Annotated in this window: 9 protein-coding genes; 6 read left to right on the top strand and 3 right to left on the bottom strand. The window is 34.6% G+C overall.

Annotated features, from left to right (window positions below; all coding sequences use genetic code 11):
• Positions 1 to 34: 34 nt before the first annotated feature.
• Positions 35 to 1,828 carry a M20/M25/M40 family metallo-hydrolase gene (locus HYY69_06310; protein ID MBI3033061.1) on the top strand — a complete coding sequence of 598 codons (1,794 nt, stop codon included), beginning with the start codon at positions 35 to 37 and terminating at the stop codon, positions 1,826 to 1,828.
• Between the two features lie 197 nt (positions 1,829 to 2,025).
• Here HYY69_06310 and alaS read toward each other — a convergent pair whose 3' ends face one another.
• Positions 2,026 to 4,539: an alanine--tRNA ligase gene (gene alaS, locus HYY69_06305; protein ID MBI3033060.1), complete on the bottom strand. Its 2,514-nt coding sequence runs from the start codon at positions 4,537 to 4,539 to the stop codon at positions 2,026 to 2,028.
• A 151-nt stretch (positions 4,540 to 4,690) separates the two neighbouring features.
• Between alaS and HYY69_06300 the strand changes: the two genes are divergently transcribed.
• A complete protein-coding gene (locus HYY69_06300; GenBank protein MBI3033059.1) occupies positions 4,691 to 5,050 on the top strand; it encodes a hypothetical protein in 360 nt (119 codons plus the stop codon).
• A gap of 67 nt (positions 5,051 to 5,117) precedes the next feature.
• On the opposite strand, the gene HYY69_06295 is transcribed toward HYY69_06300, so the two are convergent.
• Positions 5,118 to 10,112 (bottom strand): hypothetical protein, encoded by a 4,995-nt coding sequence (locus tag HYY69_06295; protein ID MBI3033058.1) that lies wholly within the window; start codon positions 10,110 to 10,112, stop codon positions 5,118 to 5,120.
• Between the two features lie 124 nt (positions 10,113 to 10,236).
• On the opposite strand from HYY69_06295, the gene HYY69_06290 reads away from it, so the two are divergent.
• The 4 genes from HYY69_06290 to HYY69_06275 are packed head-to-tail and all read left to right on the top strand — an operon-like array spanning position 10,237 to position 17,532.
• On the top strand, positions 10,237 to 10,377 hold the full coding sequence (locus tag HYY69_06290; GenBank protein ID MBI3033057.1) for a hypothetical protein: 141 nt from the start codon (positions 10,237 to 10,239) through the stop codon (positions 10,375 to 10,377).
• The gene (tadA, locus tag HYY69_06285; protein MBI3033056.1) at positions 10,377 to 14,243 is read left to right on the top strand and encodes a Flp pilus assembly complex ATPase component TadA; all 3,867 of its coding nucleotides are present in this window, start codon (positions 10,377 to 10,379) and stop codon (positions 14,241 to 14,243) included. Before HYY69_06290 ends, tadA begins: the two co-directional genes overlap by 1 nt.
• Before the next feature lie 10 nt (positions 14,244 to 14,253).
• Positions 14,254 to 16,467: a hypothetical protein gene (locus HYY69_06280; protein MBI3033055.1), complete on the top strand. Its 2,214-nt coding sequence runs from the start codon at positions 14,254 to 14,256 to the stop codon at positions 16,465 to 16,467.
• Positions 16,468 to 16,521: 54 nt separating this feature from the next.
• Positions 16,522 to 17,532 (top strand): serine hydrolase, encoded by a 1,011-nt coding sequence (locus HYY69_06275; protein ID MBI3033054.1) that lies wholly within the window; start codon positions 16,522 to 16,524, stop codon positions 17,530 to 17,532.
• Positions 17,533 to 17,578: 46 nt separating this feature from the next.
• Here HYY69_06275 and HYY69_06270 read toward each other — a convergent pair whose 3' ends face one another.
• Complete coding sequence (locus tag HYY69_06270) at positions 17,579 to 17,782, bottom strand: hypothetical protein (protein MBI3033053.1); 204 nt, start codon at positions 17,780 to 17,782, stop codon at positions 17,579 to 17,581.
• Positions 17,783 to 18,108: the final 326 nt, after the last annotated feature.

The raw sequence follows: 18,108 nt of genomic DNA, 5'->3' as shown, positions 1-18,108 counted from the left end.
TAACATTCTTTCCAATAAAAACAAAGGTGATAATATGGGTGATAGGCCTATTCCTCGGGCAGCAGGTCCTAATTGGGTACCTGAAGATACACCAATTGAAGATTATGAAAGACAAGCTTTAGAAGAAGTATTAGACCGAGATGGTGTTGCTCTTGATAGGAAGCTTGGTGAATACGTCAAAAAACAATTGCCTGTTTATCAAGCACAATTAGAAGGAGCAATTAAGATACGATCAGAAAGCGCAGATTCAGAACATAGACAAAATTTACAAAGAATTCTTGATTATATGAACGGCATATTAACAAGTTATGGATTTTCTGTAACAACAGTTCCTAATCATGGTTTTCCTGTGCTTGTTGCTAAACACGCATCTGGTAATCCTAATGCAAAAAAACTTCTTATTTACAATCACATGGATGTTCAACCTCCTGGTGATTTAACTGCATGGACTGATCTTGACAAATACGGAATGAAAGATCCATTTGACGCAAAAACAAAAGAGGGTATTACAAAAGGAAGAGGAGCAACAGATGACAAAGGACCAGCGCTTTGCATAGCACATGCGCTTAACTTTTTAAGAACTCACGAATACACTATACCTGATGTAACATGGGTGCTTGAAACACAGGAAGAAGACGGCAGTAAGACATTTCCAAGATTCATGGCAGAACATGGAGATTTAGTAGGAAAACCTGACGTTCTTTTAGTTTCTGATACAACCTTTGAAGGTCATTTACCTGCAGTAAGTTACGGTTTAAGAGGTTTAGTTGACGGTGATATAACATTAGTCGATACTAATAAAAGTAATAAAAGAAATCTTGTTGAAGTTCTTGATTACAAAGGTGGTGTTGAAGATTTCAATAAATTTAGTACTATTATTCCAGCAAATGGTTTAGTTAAATTAAGAGTTGAATCATCAGTTAAAGATGATTTTTTAACCTATGTAAGAGCGCAAAATCTTCCGATTGAAATCAGAGAAGAAGGAGATTCACTTGAATTAAAACTTGAAATGGGTTCTTCAAATGTGCATTCAGGTATTTTTGGCGGCATTGCAGTTAATCCATTAACAAAATTAGCATACATCGTTGGTTCTTATCTTGAATCTAAAAAAGCAGATACTGATGAAATGAATGCATTAACTAAATTTTCAGTCTTAGTTACAAGAACATTAGAAAATGCAGTTGCTGATAAACCTCAAAGAATTGCTGTTCCTGGTTTTTATGATGGTGTAGAAGAAGTAAGCGCTGTTGAAATGGATTCAATAAGACAACTTGCAGCAGAAGTTGATTTAACAAAAGATCTAGACGCAAATGGTATAAAAGTTGTTTATACAAATGATGGCGTTGACCAAAGAGTATATTCATGGACGAAACCAACATTTGAAGTGCATGGTTTTTCATCAAAAACAGAAGATGGAAAAACACAGCGAAGAATGAAGGTAAGTTTTAGATTAGTTGATCAGCAGGACCCTGCTGCAATAGCTGAAAGTTACGCAAAACTTGCAAAATCTGTTGACAATACAGTAGAAATACAACTTGAAGGAACAAAAGCGTTTAAAACTGACCCAAATAATCCCTATGTTACTTTAGCAAGAGAAGCTTACAAATCTGCTTTTGGAACCAAAGCAGTGTTAAATAGATGTGGCGGTACTATTGGAACAATGGTAGTTTTACAAGAAGCATTTCCAGGACTTCCAGTAGTTTTAGCAGGGTTAAGTTTATTATCTGACGGTTACCATAAACCAAATGAAGAATTCAGACTTGAACAAGCTAGTAACGGAATAGAAACCATGGCACGATTAATTCGTAGTTATGAAAAAATGGAATAATTTTTTGATTAATTATGTTTATTATTCTTATTATTTCACGTACGTAATAAGTCTGGGGTTTTAGCGCCTACTTTTGTGAAGCTCTTGTTAAATTCATTTTGAGGATTTTTCGGAGTGCCAGAGAGAAAAATCCAATCTAAATTCACTTAAAAAGCTGAACCGGCGCTAAAACCATAGAAGACTTATTACGTACTATTTCACATTCCCACTTCTTTCTTAAACCTCTCAACTGTTTTAACTAAGTGTTCTGGCTGTGTTTTCAAAAGTTCGCAGGTTTTCTCAAGAACATTGCCAGAATAAACTTCAGCTGAATTCAATGTTTTGCTTTCAACCTGTTTTTTCTTTTTAACAACATCCTTCCATAAATTAAAGAGTTCAGAAGCGCGGCCAGGGATTTGAGCAATCTCGCAATGAAGCAAATCAGTCAATGTTTCTAAAATAGCAGCCTCACCTTGTACCTGGCTTTGCGCAGCTTTTCCTGCAGTAAAGGTAATTCTGACAACGCCATCACTAATTTTAGTTGATTTCAACAATTTAATCTCTTCTGCCTGGGCAGTATTATCAAGATGCGTTCCACCGCAGCATTCAACATCAATGCCTTTAATATCCACAATACGAAGCATTTTTCCAGGAACAACGCCGCCTTGGTAAATCTCCATACCAAATAACTTCTCTGCTTCATCACGAGGATAAAATTTTTTCACAATGGGAATGCCAGCTTTGATGATGTGGTTAGCTTCCTGCTCGATTTTCTTCATTTCTTCATCAGTTAATGCTTGATAATGAGTAATATCAATAGTGGCTTTCTCAGGAGTTTTTCGCGCGCCAGCTTGGTTAATATGCTTGCCAAGCACTTTTCTGCTTGCATAGTTGATAATATGAGTGGAAGTATGGTGTTGGGCAAGTTGTTTTCTTCGATTAAAATCTACACTTATAGTAACAACGTCACCTGCTTTAAAGCCGTGTGGTTTTTCTTTCATCACATGGATCATAACATTGCCCTGCTTAAATACATCAACCATTTCTTCTCCATTAATAATCCCAATATCATGTAATTGGCCGCCAGACGTTGGATAAGCAACACTTTCATCAAGAATAACATAGGTATCAATGATCTTAAGCACTTTTCCCGTTGATTTTGTCAATAAAAATTCTTGAAAATACAGGCATTTTGTTTCTGGGATTCCTTGAAGATCAAGATGAATATCTTTTTTAGTTTGTGCATCATGTTGCTTTTTTTCATCCTTTTCATGGAGTAAAGCTACATGCGCATAAAAATCATCAGGAACTTTTATCTCTTTGCCAAGATGAAGCCCTTCTTGTTTTACAAGTTCAGGAGAGATGCCTTGAGTATCATATAATTCAAGTAATTTTTTAGTATCAACAACAACATTCTGTTCAAACAATTTCTCAACAATTTGCCGTGATTTTTGCTTGGTATTTTCATATTTGATTTTCTCATATTCCAGTATCTTCGTTACCTCAGGTAAATGTTCTTCCAATTCAGGAAATAACTGGCGTAAATACTGTGCATGTTTTCCCGCTAATTCAGACAAAGAAATTTCCCACCCATATTTATCAATAAACTCTAAAGCACGGCGGAGAATAACACGCAAATTATAACCCCCCCCAACATTGCTCGGCAAGCCGCCATCCGCCAAGGCAAAAAGTAATGACCTTGAATGTTCACCTACTGAGTACAATGCAGCTAAAGGCAGGATTTTCTCTTTAAGTTCATACATATCAATATTCATCTTATGCGCCACAAATTGCCATGTTTTATGTAAGTCTTCAACTTCATCAGCATTCAAATAAGAAGCATAGGGCAAAAATCTTTGCACAATTTCAGGATCAACTACAATCCCTGTTTTTTTATACAATAGTTTACAAACAGTAGGAAAGGTAGTTTCATAACTGGTGGAAGTGCCTTGTGTAAACCAAGCATTCCTTTCATGCCCCATACCCATATCAAGCACATTAATATTCAATTTTTTAGTGCCTGTAGGAGTATTTTCATATTGCATATACACTTGATTACCTAACTCTAATCCACGAGAGAAAAATTCCATGCTTGGCCCAAAATTTCCACCGCCTGCCCAAGCATCTTCATGATAGGTAATTTCATGAAGCGGCAAACCAAGTCCTTTGGTCAGCCATGTATGAATATCAGAAAAATATTTTGCTTGATCAAATTCTTGCGGCGGCATAAATGCATGCTGTCCGATCATAACAAAACCAGTGTAATGTGAACCAGTAATTCCTACATTATCAGTGTCATTAAACCGAAGGCAGAATTGTGGCACAACAAGGGGATTTGCTGGAGGTTTTACTTCTCCGGAAACAACAAACGGCTGAAAATCATAAATGCTTGCCTGAACAAAATCAGTGTCATCCCTCCAGCGAGCAACAACAGGATAACGTTGAATAGGAGTGTATCCTAATTTCCGAAAAAGTTTGCTAAATTCAAGCCATGTTTGAATATAATCCAACCTTTTTTTGGTTGGATTAGACTGAAAAAATCGAAATCCACCAGAACACGCTGGATCACCGCAGGTTTGCTGACTTTCAACAACACTCCAAAAATTGGTGCCGCAACTGCATTTTTTCCTAGTAAAACCATGATTTTTCAACACAGAAGTTGCATAAAACTTGTCAGGTTCTTTGCTTGCAGCAAGCTTAAACTCTTTCTTCACTTCTTTATCTGATTTCATGAAATAAATGATTGTATAGTGATATATAAAGATTTAGTCAATTAGCAGTTTGTCGAAGAATTCCAGATAAGGCTTTTAGCCTTATCTGGAATTCTTCGACAAACTGCAAGAAAACAAAAAACTTAAATATCAGAAAGACATTAAAAAAGCGATGGAGAACATACAATTTATAGGAACTGATGAACTAGACGTTGAAGAAATGATGGTTCTTAACAGACTTGCTAAGAAATACCATGAAAGGGCTGAAAGGCTGATAAACGATGAAGCTGGCATGACCGTGCATATTAAGTCATTAAAAAAAAACAGTCCAACGAAGAAATACTCTGTTACTTGCAAAATAATGGCGCCTTCTCAAATCTTCAGAGCAGCAGGAACAGGCTGGAAATTAAACGACTGCCTCCATAAAGCAGGACTCAAAATTGAACATGAAATTGAGCATAAGCTCAAGAGATATGAAGAAAAGAAACATACTGTGGCAAAGAAAAACCTTAGAGTTAAGAAAAGAGATTAATGTAACATACTTGCACAGTACAAGCATGGTAATAAGTCTTCTTTTGTTTTTAGTAATAGTTTTATTATTATTTTATACATGCGCCATCTTTGCAGCCTTTCTCGCAATAGACATCATTAACCTTTGCATCATGTTCTCCAACGCAATAAAATTCAAAGAGAAGATTCTTAGCATCAGGTTCATCACTATAATAAACTTCAGCGCAGAAATCTTCAGTAGGCAAATCATCTTCAAACAACTCAAGTTCGCCAAATTCATTAATAAAAGTTATTCCGGATTTGGTATATTGATCTAACTGCTCTTTCTGAGGACCTTTGCAAATAGGTTGATCATACATTTTTTTCTTGCAGACTGGATTAGATTTATCATCATAAGTACATGAATATCCTTTATTACAATAAATCTGTTCCTTATCTGGCAGATTACCATTGCAAGTTGCCTGTTGAATAGAATTGCCATCACAATAACTTGAATCAGGATGTTTCATGCCAAATTCATCAGTATATTCTATTTTTTTTTCAGTAATAACTTTGCAGGTTTTTTTGCTTTCATCAGGATACAAACAAGCAACCCATGGTTCTTTTAGTTCAGGTTGTTCGCATACTTGACCTGCAGGACAAGCTTGAGTTGCTTCAGTAGCGATATTTTCTTCTTTGCAAAATGATCCTTCTGGACAAGAAACTTGGCTATTAAATATATCACCAAATACATTAGTGCAAGTAAGTTTATTAACATGAGTATCATCCAAACAAAAACCAGGATTACTATAAACATTGCCAAACTTATTAGTGATTTTATAACCATAATCACCATAAGACTCACATTTTTCTTTGCTAAGATCATAAGGTTCGCATGCATCTGTTTTCCAATTGCAACCAGTGCCTTTTTCACAAGTAATTTTTTTGAAATTTTGATTTTTCCCATCACAATAAGGAACTTTCAAGATTTCATCATCTACGCAATAAGGCAGATTATGATCTTCAACACCAAATATATTTACAAACTTAATTGCATCTTTTCCATAACTTGAATCTGGAGAACACATTTGCAATTCAGGTTGCAATAATTGGCAAATTCCATTTAAACAAGCTTCATTTTTATTGCATGGAATTGTTTCTTTTTTTAGAGCATTACCATCGCAATAATATTCAATAACAGAATTACTTATTCCTAACACTGCTTTTTCATAATTCAAGTATTGACCTGGATGTTCAGGATCCTCGCAATAATCATCATTCCATGATTTGCTTCCATAAGTATCAGTAGATTTAATAAGCGCATTTTGATAAATATTTTTCCCTTGTTCTTGATCATCACACTGCATTTTCGAAGGATCGGCATTTACACATTGTGGTTTATCATCAACATAAACACAATGCTGGTTTTCTCCGCAATCTACATAATCCCAATCCCAATTTGTGTTTCCTTTACAGATTGGATTTCTAATCGTAAGTTCACTGTCACAAGCAGGAGAAAAATCCTGTGTTTGACCAAACTTATCAGTGAAATACATAACACCATCCTGCTTAACTTCACATTTTTCATTATCATAACTATAAGACTGGCAAGTTACAGTCTGCCCATTGCAAGCAGTATTTGCAGGGCATGGTTTATTATCCGATTTCAATTTATTGCCATTGCATACAGGAATTTCTATGCTAAAACCATCACAGTTAGGTCCTTCATAATCTGATTGACCATATTGATCAGTATACCATACATTATTTGTTCCTGCGATTGACTCGCATTTCTCCCATTCTTTTTTCTTTGGAACACATGCTCCTTCCCAACATCCCATGCCAGCTTCGCAAGGAATATTTTGTTGTTCCATAATATTTTCCTTGCAAGAATATTCTTTAATAAGATCTCCTTCTTGGTCACAACCATTAGGATCATTAGGATTAACACAGCAATCTTTACCTTTAAGATTATTGCCAAATTTATCTGTACTTGTAACAATGCTAAAAACTTCAAGTGGCTTTGCTTCTAATTGATCACCATCACTGCATTGCTGCAACTCATCATTAGGTTGCTTGCAAGTTCCGCTTATTTTATCGCAAACCATACCTTGATCTTTGCAGGAATATTCACTCATATAATTCTGATTACCTTCACAATAATATTCAATTAAGATATCATCATTTTTACAAGTATCTTTTTTATCATCTTTTAAACCATATTCATTAGTGTAATGAATTTCGCCTTTTTGTTCATAATCCAAACCATAATCTCCTTCTTCATTGCAAGATTTAAGTTTTTCATCACCATAACTACATTTAGCGCCATTTTCAGTTGGTACGCATAATGCGCCATCTGCTTTGCAGTCATATTCTTTCCAGTCAGGATATTTTCCATTGCAATAAACAAGCTGAATTTTATCATTCCAAGAAGAACAATAATTACTATGCCAATTTTTTTCTCCGAGTAATTTTATTTCTAAAATAGCTGGAAGATCTGCATAAGGATCTTCTGGTGGCTGAGTTTGTGAAGTATACTGCGCAATACAATCTTCATTATCAATATCAGTTACAACGCATTTTCCATCTTCGCAAACATGTCCTTTGCCTTGTGGTGTTTTAAGACGATAACAATTAATCCAGTCACTTTGTTTCATGTCATTTTTACCACAGGTAATATCAATTACAAATTCAGTGTTAAAGCAAGAATCATAAATAATTTCATTATTGCCATCAACATCAGTATAATCAATATCTCCTTTAAATGTTGGATCTTGACCTTCTTCATAATCAATGCAGGAAAGAAAATCCTTAGGTAAAAATACGCATATGCCATTATCGCATTTGCCGCCGCATTCTTTACCTTCAGCTGCGCAGGTTTGTTTGGCTAAATCCCTGCAATTAATGACTTCGCTTTGATAAGGATTAATGAAATTGTCAGTATTTTTATATTTGTTAATCTTCTCAACGCAAGATCGTTCAGCTAATTCAACCTTATTTTCACCAATGCACAAATCCTTATTGACTAAAGAAGGAATTTGATCAGGATCATTATAATTTTCATCAAATACAACATCATTATACTTGTAAATCATTTCTCCATAATGCCAGATATCCTTACCATCATCACTGTCATAACACCACACATTGCACGCTTCTACGCCATCATAATAATAGTAATCGCCTGAATAAACAGAACCTGTTTTGATATTATTAGTCTCATCAATCTCTTCAAGCTGGCCATCAGTATCAACTGAAATAGTAACTTCAGCAGATTCTCCTAATGCTGCCTTGAACTTAATAATATTAAGTTTGTTTGGCTTAAGCACATCAACACATTGCCCGGGATTAATGCTTCCCTGCAATTGAGGATAATCTGCATAATTAAATTCAAATACTGAAGTAACACCATTTGCAGAACCAGTTATGGTAAACGATTCAGTAACAGGCTTTTCCCCATAATTGCAAAGCCTGAACGAATAGGAATTAACGCAATATTCACCATGAGCTTTGCCATAAATCTGCTCAATAACTAAATCAGGATATTTAGCGCACTCAGAACAGCTGCCAGTAACAGCATCACAACCGCAATAGCAATATTGATTGCCATCAAAATAAGCAGGTCCTGCAAAGATTGATTTTTGTTGACCATTATTTGTTTCATCTAATTCGTTAACAACATTTTGAAGATCTAAAGTAACTGCAACATCATACATTTTGTCATATTCAATCTTAAAAGTTTCAAAAGAAAGCTTGTTCTGATTCTGAACAACAACACATTGATTTGGATCTAATTTTCCATTCAATTCAGGGTATTGAGCAAAGCTAAAAGGAAATAATGATTCTTTATTATTTGCCGAAACAAGCATAGAAAATTCTTGAATTAAAGGTGCAGTACCATGATTACAAATTTCATACGTCAAAGAACTTATACACATATTTTGATAAGGTGAATCATGAATATCTTTCACAACAAGATCAGGCAATTTTTCAGGACAGGGCTCTGGCAGACACATTCCATCAAGACAGCCGCAAGCACAATTAATAGGTGGCATTGTTTTTAAAACTTTAAGAACGCCAAATTGCTCAGTTGGCTGAAAACCGCAGGTTTGCTCAATTAATTGAGATCCACCAGAAATAGTTTTACAATAATCTTGATATTGATTGCAAACATAAAATTCCTTATTAGGATCAAAAGAAGTCTCTTTTTGATAAACTTCACCATTATTAGTAAGAATAATAGTATTTGAATTATCAAAATCTTGCTTGGTAGCTTTTTTCCTTACAAAAACTGAACCAGAAATAGAAGGATCAGGAGCGCCTTCAGTATCTACGCACATCTCCTGTACACATGCTTTGTAGAATTTCTTAAGATCTTCAGTAAGCTCAATAATAGGTTTGCTTTGACGTTGATTTTTCTTAGATTCATCATACGCTGGTAAAATCTCGCCCGTATATGTTTCATCTGTAACACAGTTATGTTCTTGATTACATATATATCCATCATTTCCATCTTCGCCATCATCGCAATAAAACAATGCTTGCTGTTCATTAAGAAGCTGACAAACATTATCATCGCAAGAATAAGACGTTGTTTCACAAGGCAAACAATAACCATTAACACCTTCAGGAGTATTTACACCAACGCATAAATGACTTTCACATTGATCATCATGTTTGCACGATGCACCATCAGGAAATTCTAAACCATCTGCCAAGAAAATGTCATCATCAGGAACTTCATCAGAAGGTGATTCTCTGCCTGCACCAGGCTTTGATGCGCCGCGAGAACCTGGTTTTGATGCAGGTTGTGAAGAAGATTCACGAGTTTCAAGCTCAGTTTTTTCAGCCGATGTTTCTCGAGTTCCTTGAGAACCTGAATCACGTTGTGACTGACTTTCAGCTTGATATTTTTTCCATTGTTCAGGATCATACGCTGGAAGCATCTTTTCTCGTCCATCTGAATCGCGCTTCTCTGCTACTGCTTTTCTTGCTTCACCAGCGATATCTGAAATAGAATTCGAATAAGCAAACACTATAACGCCAACAACCAAGATTATAACAAATAGAATAAACTGCTTATGATACGTTCTTTGACGCGGCATAACCTTATTTAAACAGTCATTGTTTTTAAATGTTGCGTATATTATTTTATATTATAAAATAATATTAAATAACATAAAATATATAAACTGTTATACTCAAATTGCATGTGAGTATGATAAATCCATGAAAAAACCAATTTCAGCTACCATAGACAGCGAACTTATTGATTGGCTGGATAAAACCATCAAAAAATCAAGCAATTTTAGAAATAAATCGCACCTGATAGAAACAGCGCTCGAGAAATTAAAAAAGGAGATGAAATAATGCCCTTAGCGCCAAAAAATGATTGGGATTTTGAAGTAATACGAGAAGGTGAAGAAAATATTCTTTTCATTTATGTTGAAAGTTTTCCTATGGCGCCATCGCTGGAAGACTCTGAATTAGTGATGGGAAAAACAGTTGATATTTTAGAGCAGATAAGCGATGTTACCAAAATAGTTTTCACCCAGAACAGGGATTATGAATATGACCTTAGTCAAACAAGCATGATTAAGGAGATAGCAGATTTGCATAAGAAAATACTCCAAGATAAAACAACAATAGGGTATATCAGTTTTAGCACGCTAAATATAAATAATAGGAGATTTGTTGGGGGAAAATACACAGAATTGCAGAATATTCTTTACAAAAATCTGAAAGCTGACCCTATCGGTGCCTATGTGGAACTGACAAGAATAGGAAGAAGGGAGCGAATAGAAGTTGATAAGTTTGTTGACGAAAATATCCGCGAAGTAATTAAAAAATATATAGCGGTGATTCATTACATCTTATCGCTTCTCGATAAAACCCGCGTAATAGAATTAGCAAAGCCTTATTTACCAGGATATAAAGTGGGCGACAGAACAGTATACCGGTATATTTTTGCGCCAACAATTAAGCCAGATTTTATGTTCACAAAATTAATGGCAAACTATCCAAACGATGGCGAGGAGATTGATAGTTATAGCTTAGACGAAGATACAGAAGTAACTATATTCAAATTTCATAATTCTATTAAAATATTATACCATGTTATGCCTCCAGAGTTCAAACTAAGTGAAGACAAATATGAACTGCTTGACACCGCAAGAAAAATGATGGTAGAACATAAGCCAAAGCAGGAAGAGTTCACAAACCCTGAGCGAATGAGGCAAGTATTTGCAAATATCGGTCATGATTTAATTCAAGAGCTTGCAAATAACAAAGGCGTTACTTTAAGGCCAAAAGACATAGACAAAATAACTGAGATTCTTGTTCGCTATACAGTTGGTTTTGGACTGATTGAGGTATTGCTTAAAGATGAGAACATTCAAGACATTGTGATTAACAGCCCTATGGGTAAAACACCTATGTTTGTCGTGCACGCAAAATATGGTGAATGTTATACTAATATTATTCCCACAAAAAACGAAGCTGAAAGTTGGGCTTCAAAATTAAGGTTAATTTCAGGAAGGCCTTTAGATGAAGCTAACCCAATTATTGATACTGAATTAGAATTGCCTGGCGCATTTACGAGAGTTTCAGTTATTGCCCCTCCTCTCGATCCAACAGGCTTAGCATTTGCATTTAGGCGCCATCGAGACAAACCTTGGACTTTGCCATTATTTATCAAATACAAAATGATCAATCCTCTTGCTGCAGGATTGTTGAGTTTTTTTGTTGATGGAACACGAGCTACATTAGTCGCAGGAACAAGAAGTGCAGGTAAATCATCATTGCTTTCAAGTTTGATGGTAGAGATTATGAGAAAATATCGTGTTATAACTATTGAAGATAGTGTAACTGGAGATACAGAAATAGTGGTAAGAATAAAAGGACAATGGAAACGCACAACAGTTGGTAAGTTAATAAATGAAGAAATAGAGAAGTATGGTTACCTTACAACGCACGCAGGCCACGAGATTACTTCTAATTTTGATGGCATTGAAATTATGACTATGGATAAAAAAGGAAAAATAAAGATAGCACAACCTGCAACCTTTATTCGCCATAAGGTGAAGAAACCAATATATAGGGTCACCACTAAAACAGGAAGAACAATTAAAGTTACTGAAGATCATGGGTTATTTATTTTAGGAAAAGAAGCTGCTATTGAAGAGGCAAAAATAACTGATTTAAAGATTGGCTCAAAAATAGCTGTTCCAAGAATGTTACCGCTTATTAACCATAGAATAGATACCTTAAATCTTTTTAATAAAATTATAGAAAGAGAATACTCGTTTATAACAGGTGCAGAAGTAAACAATCTCTTAGAAAAATATTATAATCAGATAGTAAATAGTGGACAAGCAAGAGGATATTCATATTGGACAATCAAGGGTTGGAAACGACGAAAAATACTCCCAGGAGAAATCATTAAAGACTTGATGGCAATAGCTCCTGAACTTGAGTTTAGTAACTGTTCATTTAAATGCGGAGAAAATTCAATCAAAAAGATGCCAAGTAATCTACTATTAACAAATGATTTTCTTACCTTCCTTGGATTATGGATAGCAGATGGTTGTTATGATAAATCATCAGTTATCATTTCGTGCAATGATCAAGAAGATCGAGAAATATTTGATAAAATAGCAAAACAGTTCGGATTTGAAAGAAAAATACATTCAGATAGTATTTCATATATGATTAATTCTAAAACATTAAAAATCGTGTTGCAAGATATGCTTGGCTTTACTGGAAATGCCTATACAAAAAGAATTCCTGAATGGATATTCAATCTGGGACCAGATCAAATCGCAGCATTTTTAAAAGGCATTTTTAGCGGCGACGGTTGTGCAACTGATAAGGAGATTGTTATTCCACTTGCAAGTGAACAACTCCTTAAAGATCTACAAACATTATTATTACTTTTCAAGATTATATTAAGAGTAGGAACAAAAAGAAAAGGCGATAAAACATTAAGAGCAAATATATCTGATTTAGTTTCATTGCAAAATTTTGCGAAGTATATTGGATTCCTTCAAGAATATAAGAGTAATATCTTATTTGATCTATGTCAAAAAGTTTCAACACACGATGTTACTGATACCTTCGATTTTTTGTCAGAAACAAAAAAGCAACTTTCAGAACTCTTTGGAAGCAACTTTAATACCAACGATTATATTAAACGAAATAATACGTTAGGCAGAAAAAAATTATCATCATTGCTTGAGACAAAACAAGGACAACAAGTGCAAATAATAGAAAAACTACACGCATTAGTACAAGCTGATATCTTTTTTGATAGAATCATCTATATTGAACTAGTCACAAATAATGAAACACAGGTGTATGATTTTTCAGTTCCTGATAATGAAAGTTTTATTTGTAATAATATTGTAGCCCATAACACACTCGAACTTCCAACCAAAAATCTGCGTGATCTTGGATTTAATATTCAATCAATGAAAGTTGCATCTGCATTGGCAGCTGAATCAACAGAAGTAAGTGCTGATAAAGGAATTCGGGCAACATTGAGATTAGGTGATTCTGCATTAATTATAGGTGAAGTAAGAAGTAAAGAAGCTATTGCATTGTATGAAGCTATGCGCGTAGGAGCTGCTGCTAATGTAGTAGCAGGCACTATTCATGGTGATTCGCCGTATGGAGTATTTGATCGTGTGGTTAATGATATTGGAATTCCAAAAACCTCTTTCAAAGCAACTGATATAATTATAACGACAAACCCTGTCAAATCTGCAGATGGTTTAAGCAAAAAAAGAAGAGTCACGCAAATCACTGAAGTAAGAAAGCATTGGCAGAATGATCCGTTAACAGAAAATGGTTTTGTTGATTTGATGAAGTATAATGCAGAAAAAGATGAGTTGTTGATTTCAGACGAACTAAAGAATGGCGATTCTGAATCAATCAAAGCAATTGCAGGAAACATCAAAGAGTTTGCTGGTAATTGGGATGCAGTTTGGGACAATATTGTTCTCAGAGCAAAAACAAAAGAAGCCTTAGTCGCTATTGCAGACCAGATCAACGATCCAAATATATTAGAAGCTGGATTTTACATAAAAGCAAATGATCAATTTCATTTGATCTGTCAAAAGATACAGGAAGAAGCGGGAAGTTTAGACAGCAAAAGAATTTTGTTCGAATGGACTGAATGGCTAAAGCGGGAAGTTAAAAAGAAAAAATATGCAGAGCTAAATGAAGAGTACGGATGATAGGGATAATATGGCTGAAAAAGATGTGCGAACTATATTAGAAAAATATCGAGAGAAATTAGAGCAGGAGCTTCCTTCAAATAATCCTGAAGGTTTTTCTAGTGAAAACAGGCGAAGTTCCAGTAATGCTGTTAGTTCCATTGAGTACCAGACATTTAGAAAAGAAAGAATCTCAAAAGCAGTTTCATTATATGAAAAAGCTTGCCTTCTCTCTGAAAAAATACTTAAAGTAAAACCTGACAACAAAGATAGAGAATTGCTTGAAGAGTCTATAAAGATCGCGCATTTAAATTTCTCTCCAGAAGGAGCAACAAGTTTTGCATTGTTAGGTCCTTTGATATTTATTTTCCTTGGAGTCATGCTTGCGATTGCAATCCCAACAATATTTGGAAAACAATATTCTATGTTTTTGATGTTGTTTATTTTAATAGTTGGAATCATATTAATTTTTATTTTAAAAAAAATGCCTGAGTTTCTTGCAGATAGTTACCGTTTAAAGGCAAGCAATGAGATGGTACTCTGTATATTTTACATGGTTACCTACATGCGCCATACATCCAATTTAGAATTAGCAATTAAATTCGCTGCTGACCATTTAACAGGGCCATTGGCGCTTGATTTGAGAAAAGTATTATGGGATATTGAAACCCAGAAATTTTCGAATATAAAAGATTCCATTGATAATTACCTTGAAACATGGCGAAAATGGAATATGGAATTTATTGAAGCATTTCATTTAGTTGAATCGTCGTTATACGAACCTTCAGACACAAGAAGAATTCAGATTTTGGAAAAAGGGCTTGACGTAATGCTCGAAGAAACCTATGAAAAGATGATGCATTACGCCCATAATTTGAAAGGTCCTATTACGATGCTTCACATGATGGGAATTATTTTGCCAATTCTTGGTTTGGTAATTCTTCCTCTCGTCGTAAGTTTTATGAAAGGAGTAAAATGGTATTATATTGCAGCATTGTATAATATCATTATTCCTGTCCTTGTATACTACCTTGGAAAAAGCATCCTCTCGAAACGGCCTACTGGTTATGGCGAGCTTGATCTCGCAGATTATATGCCTGAACTTAAAAAATACAAATATATTCTGATTAAGCTAGGAAGCATAGAACTAAAAATTCAGCCATTAATTATTTCTATTATAGTCGGTGGATTTTGTTTATTGTTAGCGTTGTTGCCTATAATTCTCCATACAACAGGATTTCAAGATATTGGTTTTGGTGGAGAATATGGCGATGATCCAACAACAAGCTGCAAAAAACCTTTTTGCCTGCTTGATTACCGGGAAATTCAGGGAACAACAAAATTCCTCGGCCCATTTGGATTAATAGCCGGATTATTAAGCTTATTTTTTCCCTTGGCATTTGCCTTAAGCATAGGGTTGTATTATAAATATAGAACTGAAAAACTGATAAAGATTAGAGAACAAACAACACAATTAGAACAGGAATTTGCGTCAGGATTATTTCAACTGGGAAATAGATTAGGAGATGAAATTCCTGCAGAAACAGCTTTTGGAAAAGTGGCAAAAGTAATGGAAGGAACTGCAACAGGAGATTTTTTCAGCACGGTAAGTATGAACATAACAAAACTTGGCGCAAGTGTCAATGAAGCCTTGTTTAATCCAAAAATAGGGGCAATTGCCTCGTATCCTTCTAAAATGATACAAAGTTCTATGAAGGTTTTGATTCAAGCGATTAAAAAAGGTCCAAAAACAGCTGCGCAGGCGCTGCTAAATATGGCAAGGTATATTAAAGAAATGCATCGTGTCGATGAACGATTAAAAGATTTGCTGGCAGATGTTATATCATCGATGAAATCGCAGATTTCAGTGATGACACCTGCTATTGCAGGCATAGTTATTGGGATTACTTCAATGATTACAAACATCCTCGGAAAACTTGGCCCTTTAATTGCTCAAAAAGGCGTCACCAATGAGCTTGGTGGATTGCAAGAAGATTTTTTTGGGTTAGGAATTCCAACATATTATTTTCAAACAATTGTTGGCATATATGTTGTTCAAATCACGTATTTGTTGACGATTTTAACCAATGGCATTGAAAATGGCAGCGATAAACTCAATGAAGATTATTTGATTGGAAAAAATTTAATAAGGAGCACGATAGTATATGTGTTGATAGCAGGAGTAATAATACTTACGTTCAATTACATTGGAAATAGTGTTATTGCTAAGATGTTCGAGCAGTAGAGAACTTTGCAAGTATTTTGCAAAGTTCTCAGGAGATTAATACGTGAAGATACTATGAACACAAAGTATAAGTGGATAGCAATTGGAGAATTGATAATTATAATAGCATTAGCATTTATAATCATTAATTCTCAAACTGCTGAGAAACAAAAAGAGAAGAATAGTCGTATTGAAGATAACAATCAAGGACTTTTATCACAAAGGGTTTATAGTCAATTAATTAAGCCGAGAAGCTTATTAATTATTAATTTTGAGCCTTTAAAAGAAGTTTTTACAAAGTATATAAAAGAAAAAACACAGAATAACGGATCAATCTCAGTATATATCGAAAATCTCCGTGATGGTGGTTCATTAGGCATAAATGAAAGAAAAGGATATGATCCGGCAAGTTTAAACAAGCTTCCTACGGCGATGATGATTCTGCATAAGATTGAAAAAGGTGAGTTAAGCGTTGATACAATGATAAGGGTAGATGACGAAGATAGGAGTAATGTATTTGGGGATTTATACAAAACAGATAAAAAAGAACTGCCGTTAAAGATTGTTTTAGAAAAAATGCTGAAAGAGTCTGATAACACTGCATTCAACATGCTTCGAAAAAAAATTGACAAAGAAGATTTAGATTTTTTTCTCCAATATTCAGGTTATTACAACAAAGATGTTTTAGATCAAGGAGATAGAAAGATTGAGCTGATAAATACAAGGTCAATGTATAATCTGTTTAGTAGTTTATATCTTTCAACATTGCTTGATGCTGATAATTCGGAGTATATACTTTCATTGTTGACAACAACCGTATTTGATATCAGAGAATTTGCAGACCTGCCAAAAGAGGTTGTTATTTCCCAAAAATTTGGAATGTTATACCTCAACAACAAACGTTATTTTCATAGTTGTGGCATAATGTATGTAAAAGAATCAAGAATATTCTATTGTATAATGACAGAAAATCTTTCTGAAAAAGAGGGTAAAGAGGTTATTGGCACGATGATCAAAACAATATATCAATATATAAATAAAGTAAAAATACAGCTCGATACTTACAAAGAAACAGAACTTTCTTAAAAGATAATAAATGGATTTGGCACAGCCAAATCCAAAATTTAAACAATTAAACTGCAAGATAGCCTCTCATAAAACCTTGTTCATGGAGATTAAGATCGTCAGTTTCTTCCAGCCATTCATCATCATAGACATCTTGGACAAAATCATGCTCCTCTTCTTCTTCAAACACCATATGATGCCATAAGGCTGAAAGTTTTTCCTCATCAGATATAGTTGGTTTTATAGTTGGTATGCTGGTTATGTTGGTCATATTAGACACCTCCATTTTTCAAAGTAATTTGTTTGATTTGGCTAAAAAAAAGCCGTTGAATAGTTTTATTGGTTAAGTCTATACTCGTAAATGTTGACATGATATTCACCTCTTTTAGGCAATGCTGTTTTCGATGTTGATTTACTTGCACCACCTGTATACTATTTGCATCCACAGCTTTATATACTTCACAATACCATGTCCAGTGAGAACGCTAAAAAAGGCTTAAAACAAAGAAATTAAGGGATTAGGAAGTTTTAAGCCAGTGGACAGAAAGTTATTTAAAAGAATGATAGTTATAGCAACTAAGGTGGTCTACTATAATA

This window comes from Candidatus Woesearchaeota archaeon (assembly GCA_016192995.1).
GTDB lineage: Archaea > Nanobdellota > Nanobdellia > Woesearchaeales > DSVV01 > JACPTB01.
This window is presented reverse-complemented; position numbering and strand designations above follow the sequence as displayed.

Excerpts from the sequence above, each read along its gene's own strand:
- HYY69_06270 (MBI3033053.1), bottom strand. The coding sequence starts at position 17,782 with ATGACCAACATAACCAGCATACCAACTATAAAACCAACTATATCTGAT.
- tadA (MBI3033056.1), top strand. The coding sequence starts at position 10,377 with ATGCCCTTAGCGCCAAAAAATGATTGGGATTTTGAAGTAATACGAGAA.
- HYY69_06280 (MBI3033055.1), top strand. The coding sequence starts at position 14,254 with ATGGCTGAAAAAGATGTGCGAACTATATTAGAAAAATATCGAGAGAAA.
- HYY69_06295 (MBI3033058.1), bottom strand. The coding sequence starts at position 10,112 with ATGCCGCGTCAAAGAACGTATCATAAGCAGTTTATTCTATTTGTTATA.
- HYY69_06275 (MBI3033054.1), top strand. The coding sequence starts at position 16,522 with ATGAACACAAAGTATAAGTGGATAGCAATTGGAGAATTGATAATTATA.
- HYY69_06290 (MBI3033057.1), top strand. The coding sequence starts at position 10,237 with ATGAAAAAACCAATTTCAGCTACCATAGACAGCGAACTTATTGATTGG.
- alaS (MBI3033060.1), bottom strand. The coding sequence starts at position 4,539 with ATGAAATCAGATAAAGAAGTGAAGAAAGAGTTTAAGCTTGCTGCAAGC.
- HYY69_06310 (MBI3033061.1), top strand. The coding sequence starts at position 35 with ATGGGTGATAGGCCTATTCCTCGGGCAGCAGGTCCTAATTGGGTACCT.
- HYY69_06300 (MBI3033059.1), top strand. The coding sequence starts at position 4,691 with ATGGAGAACATACAATTTATAGGAACTGATGAACTAGACGTTGAAGAA.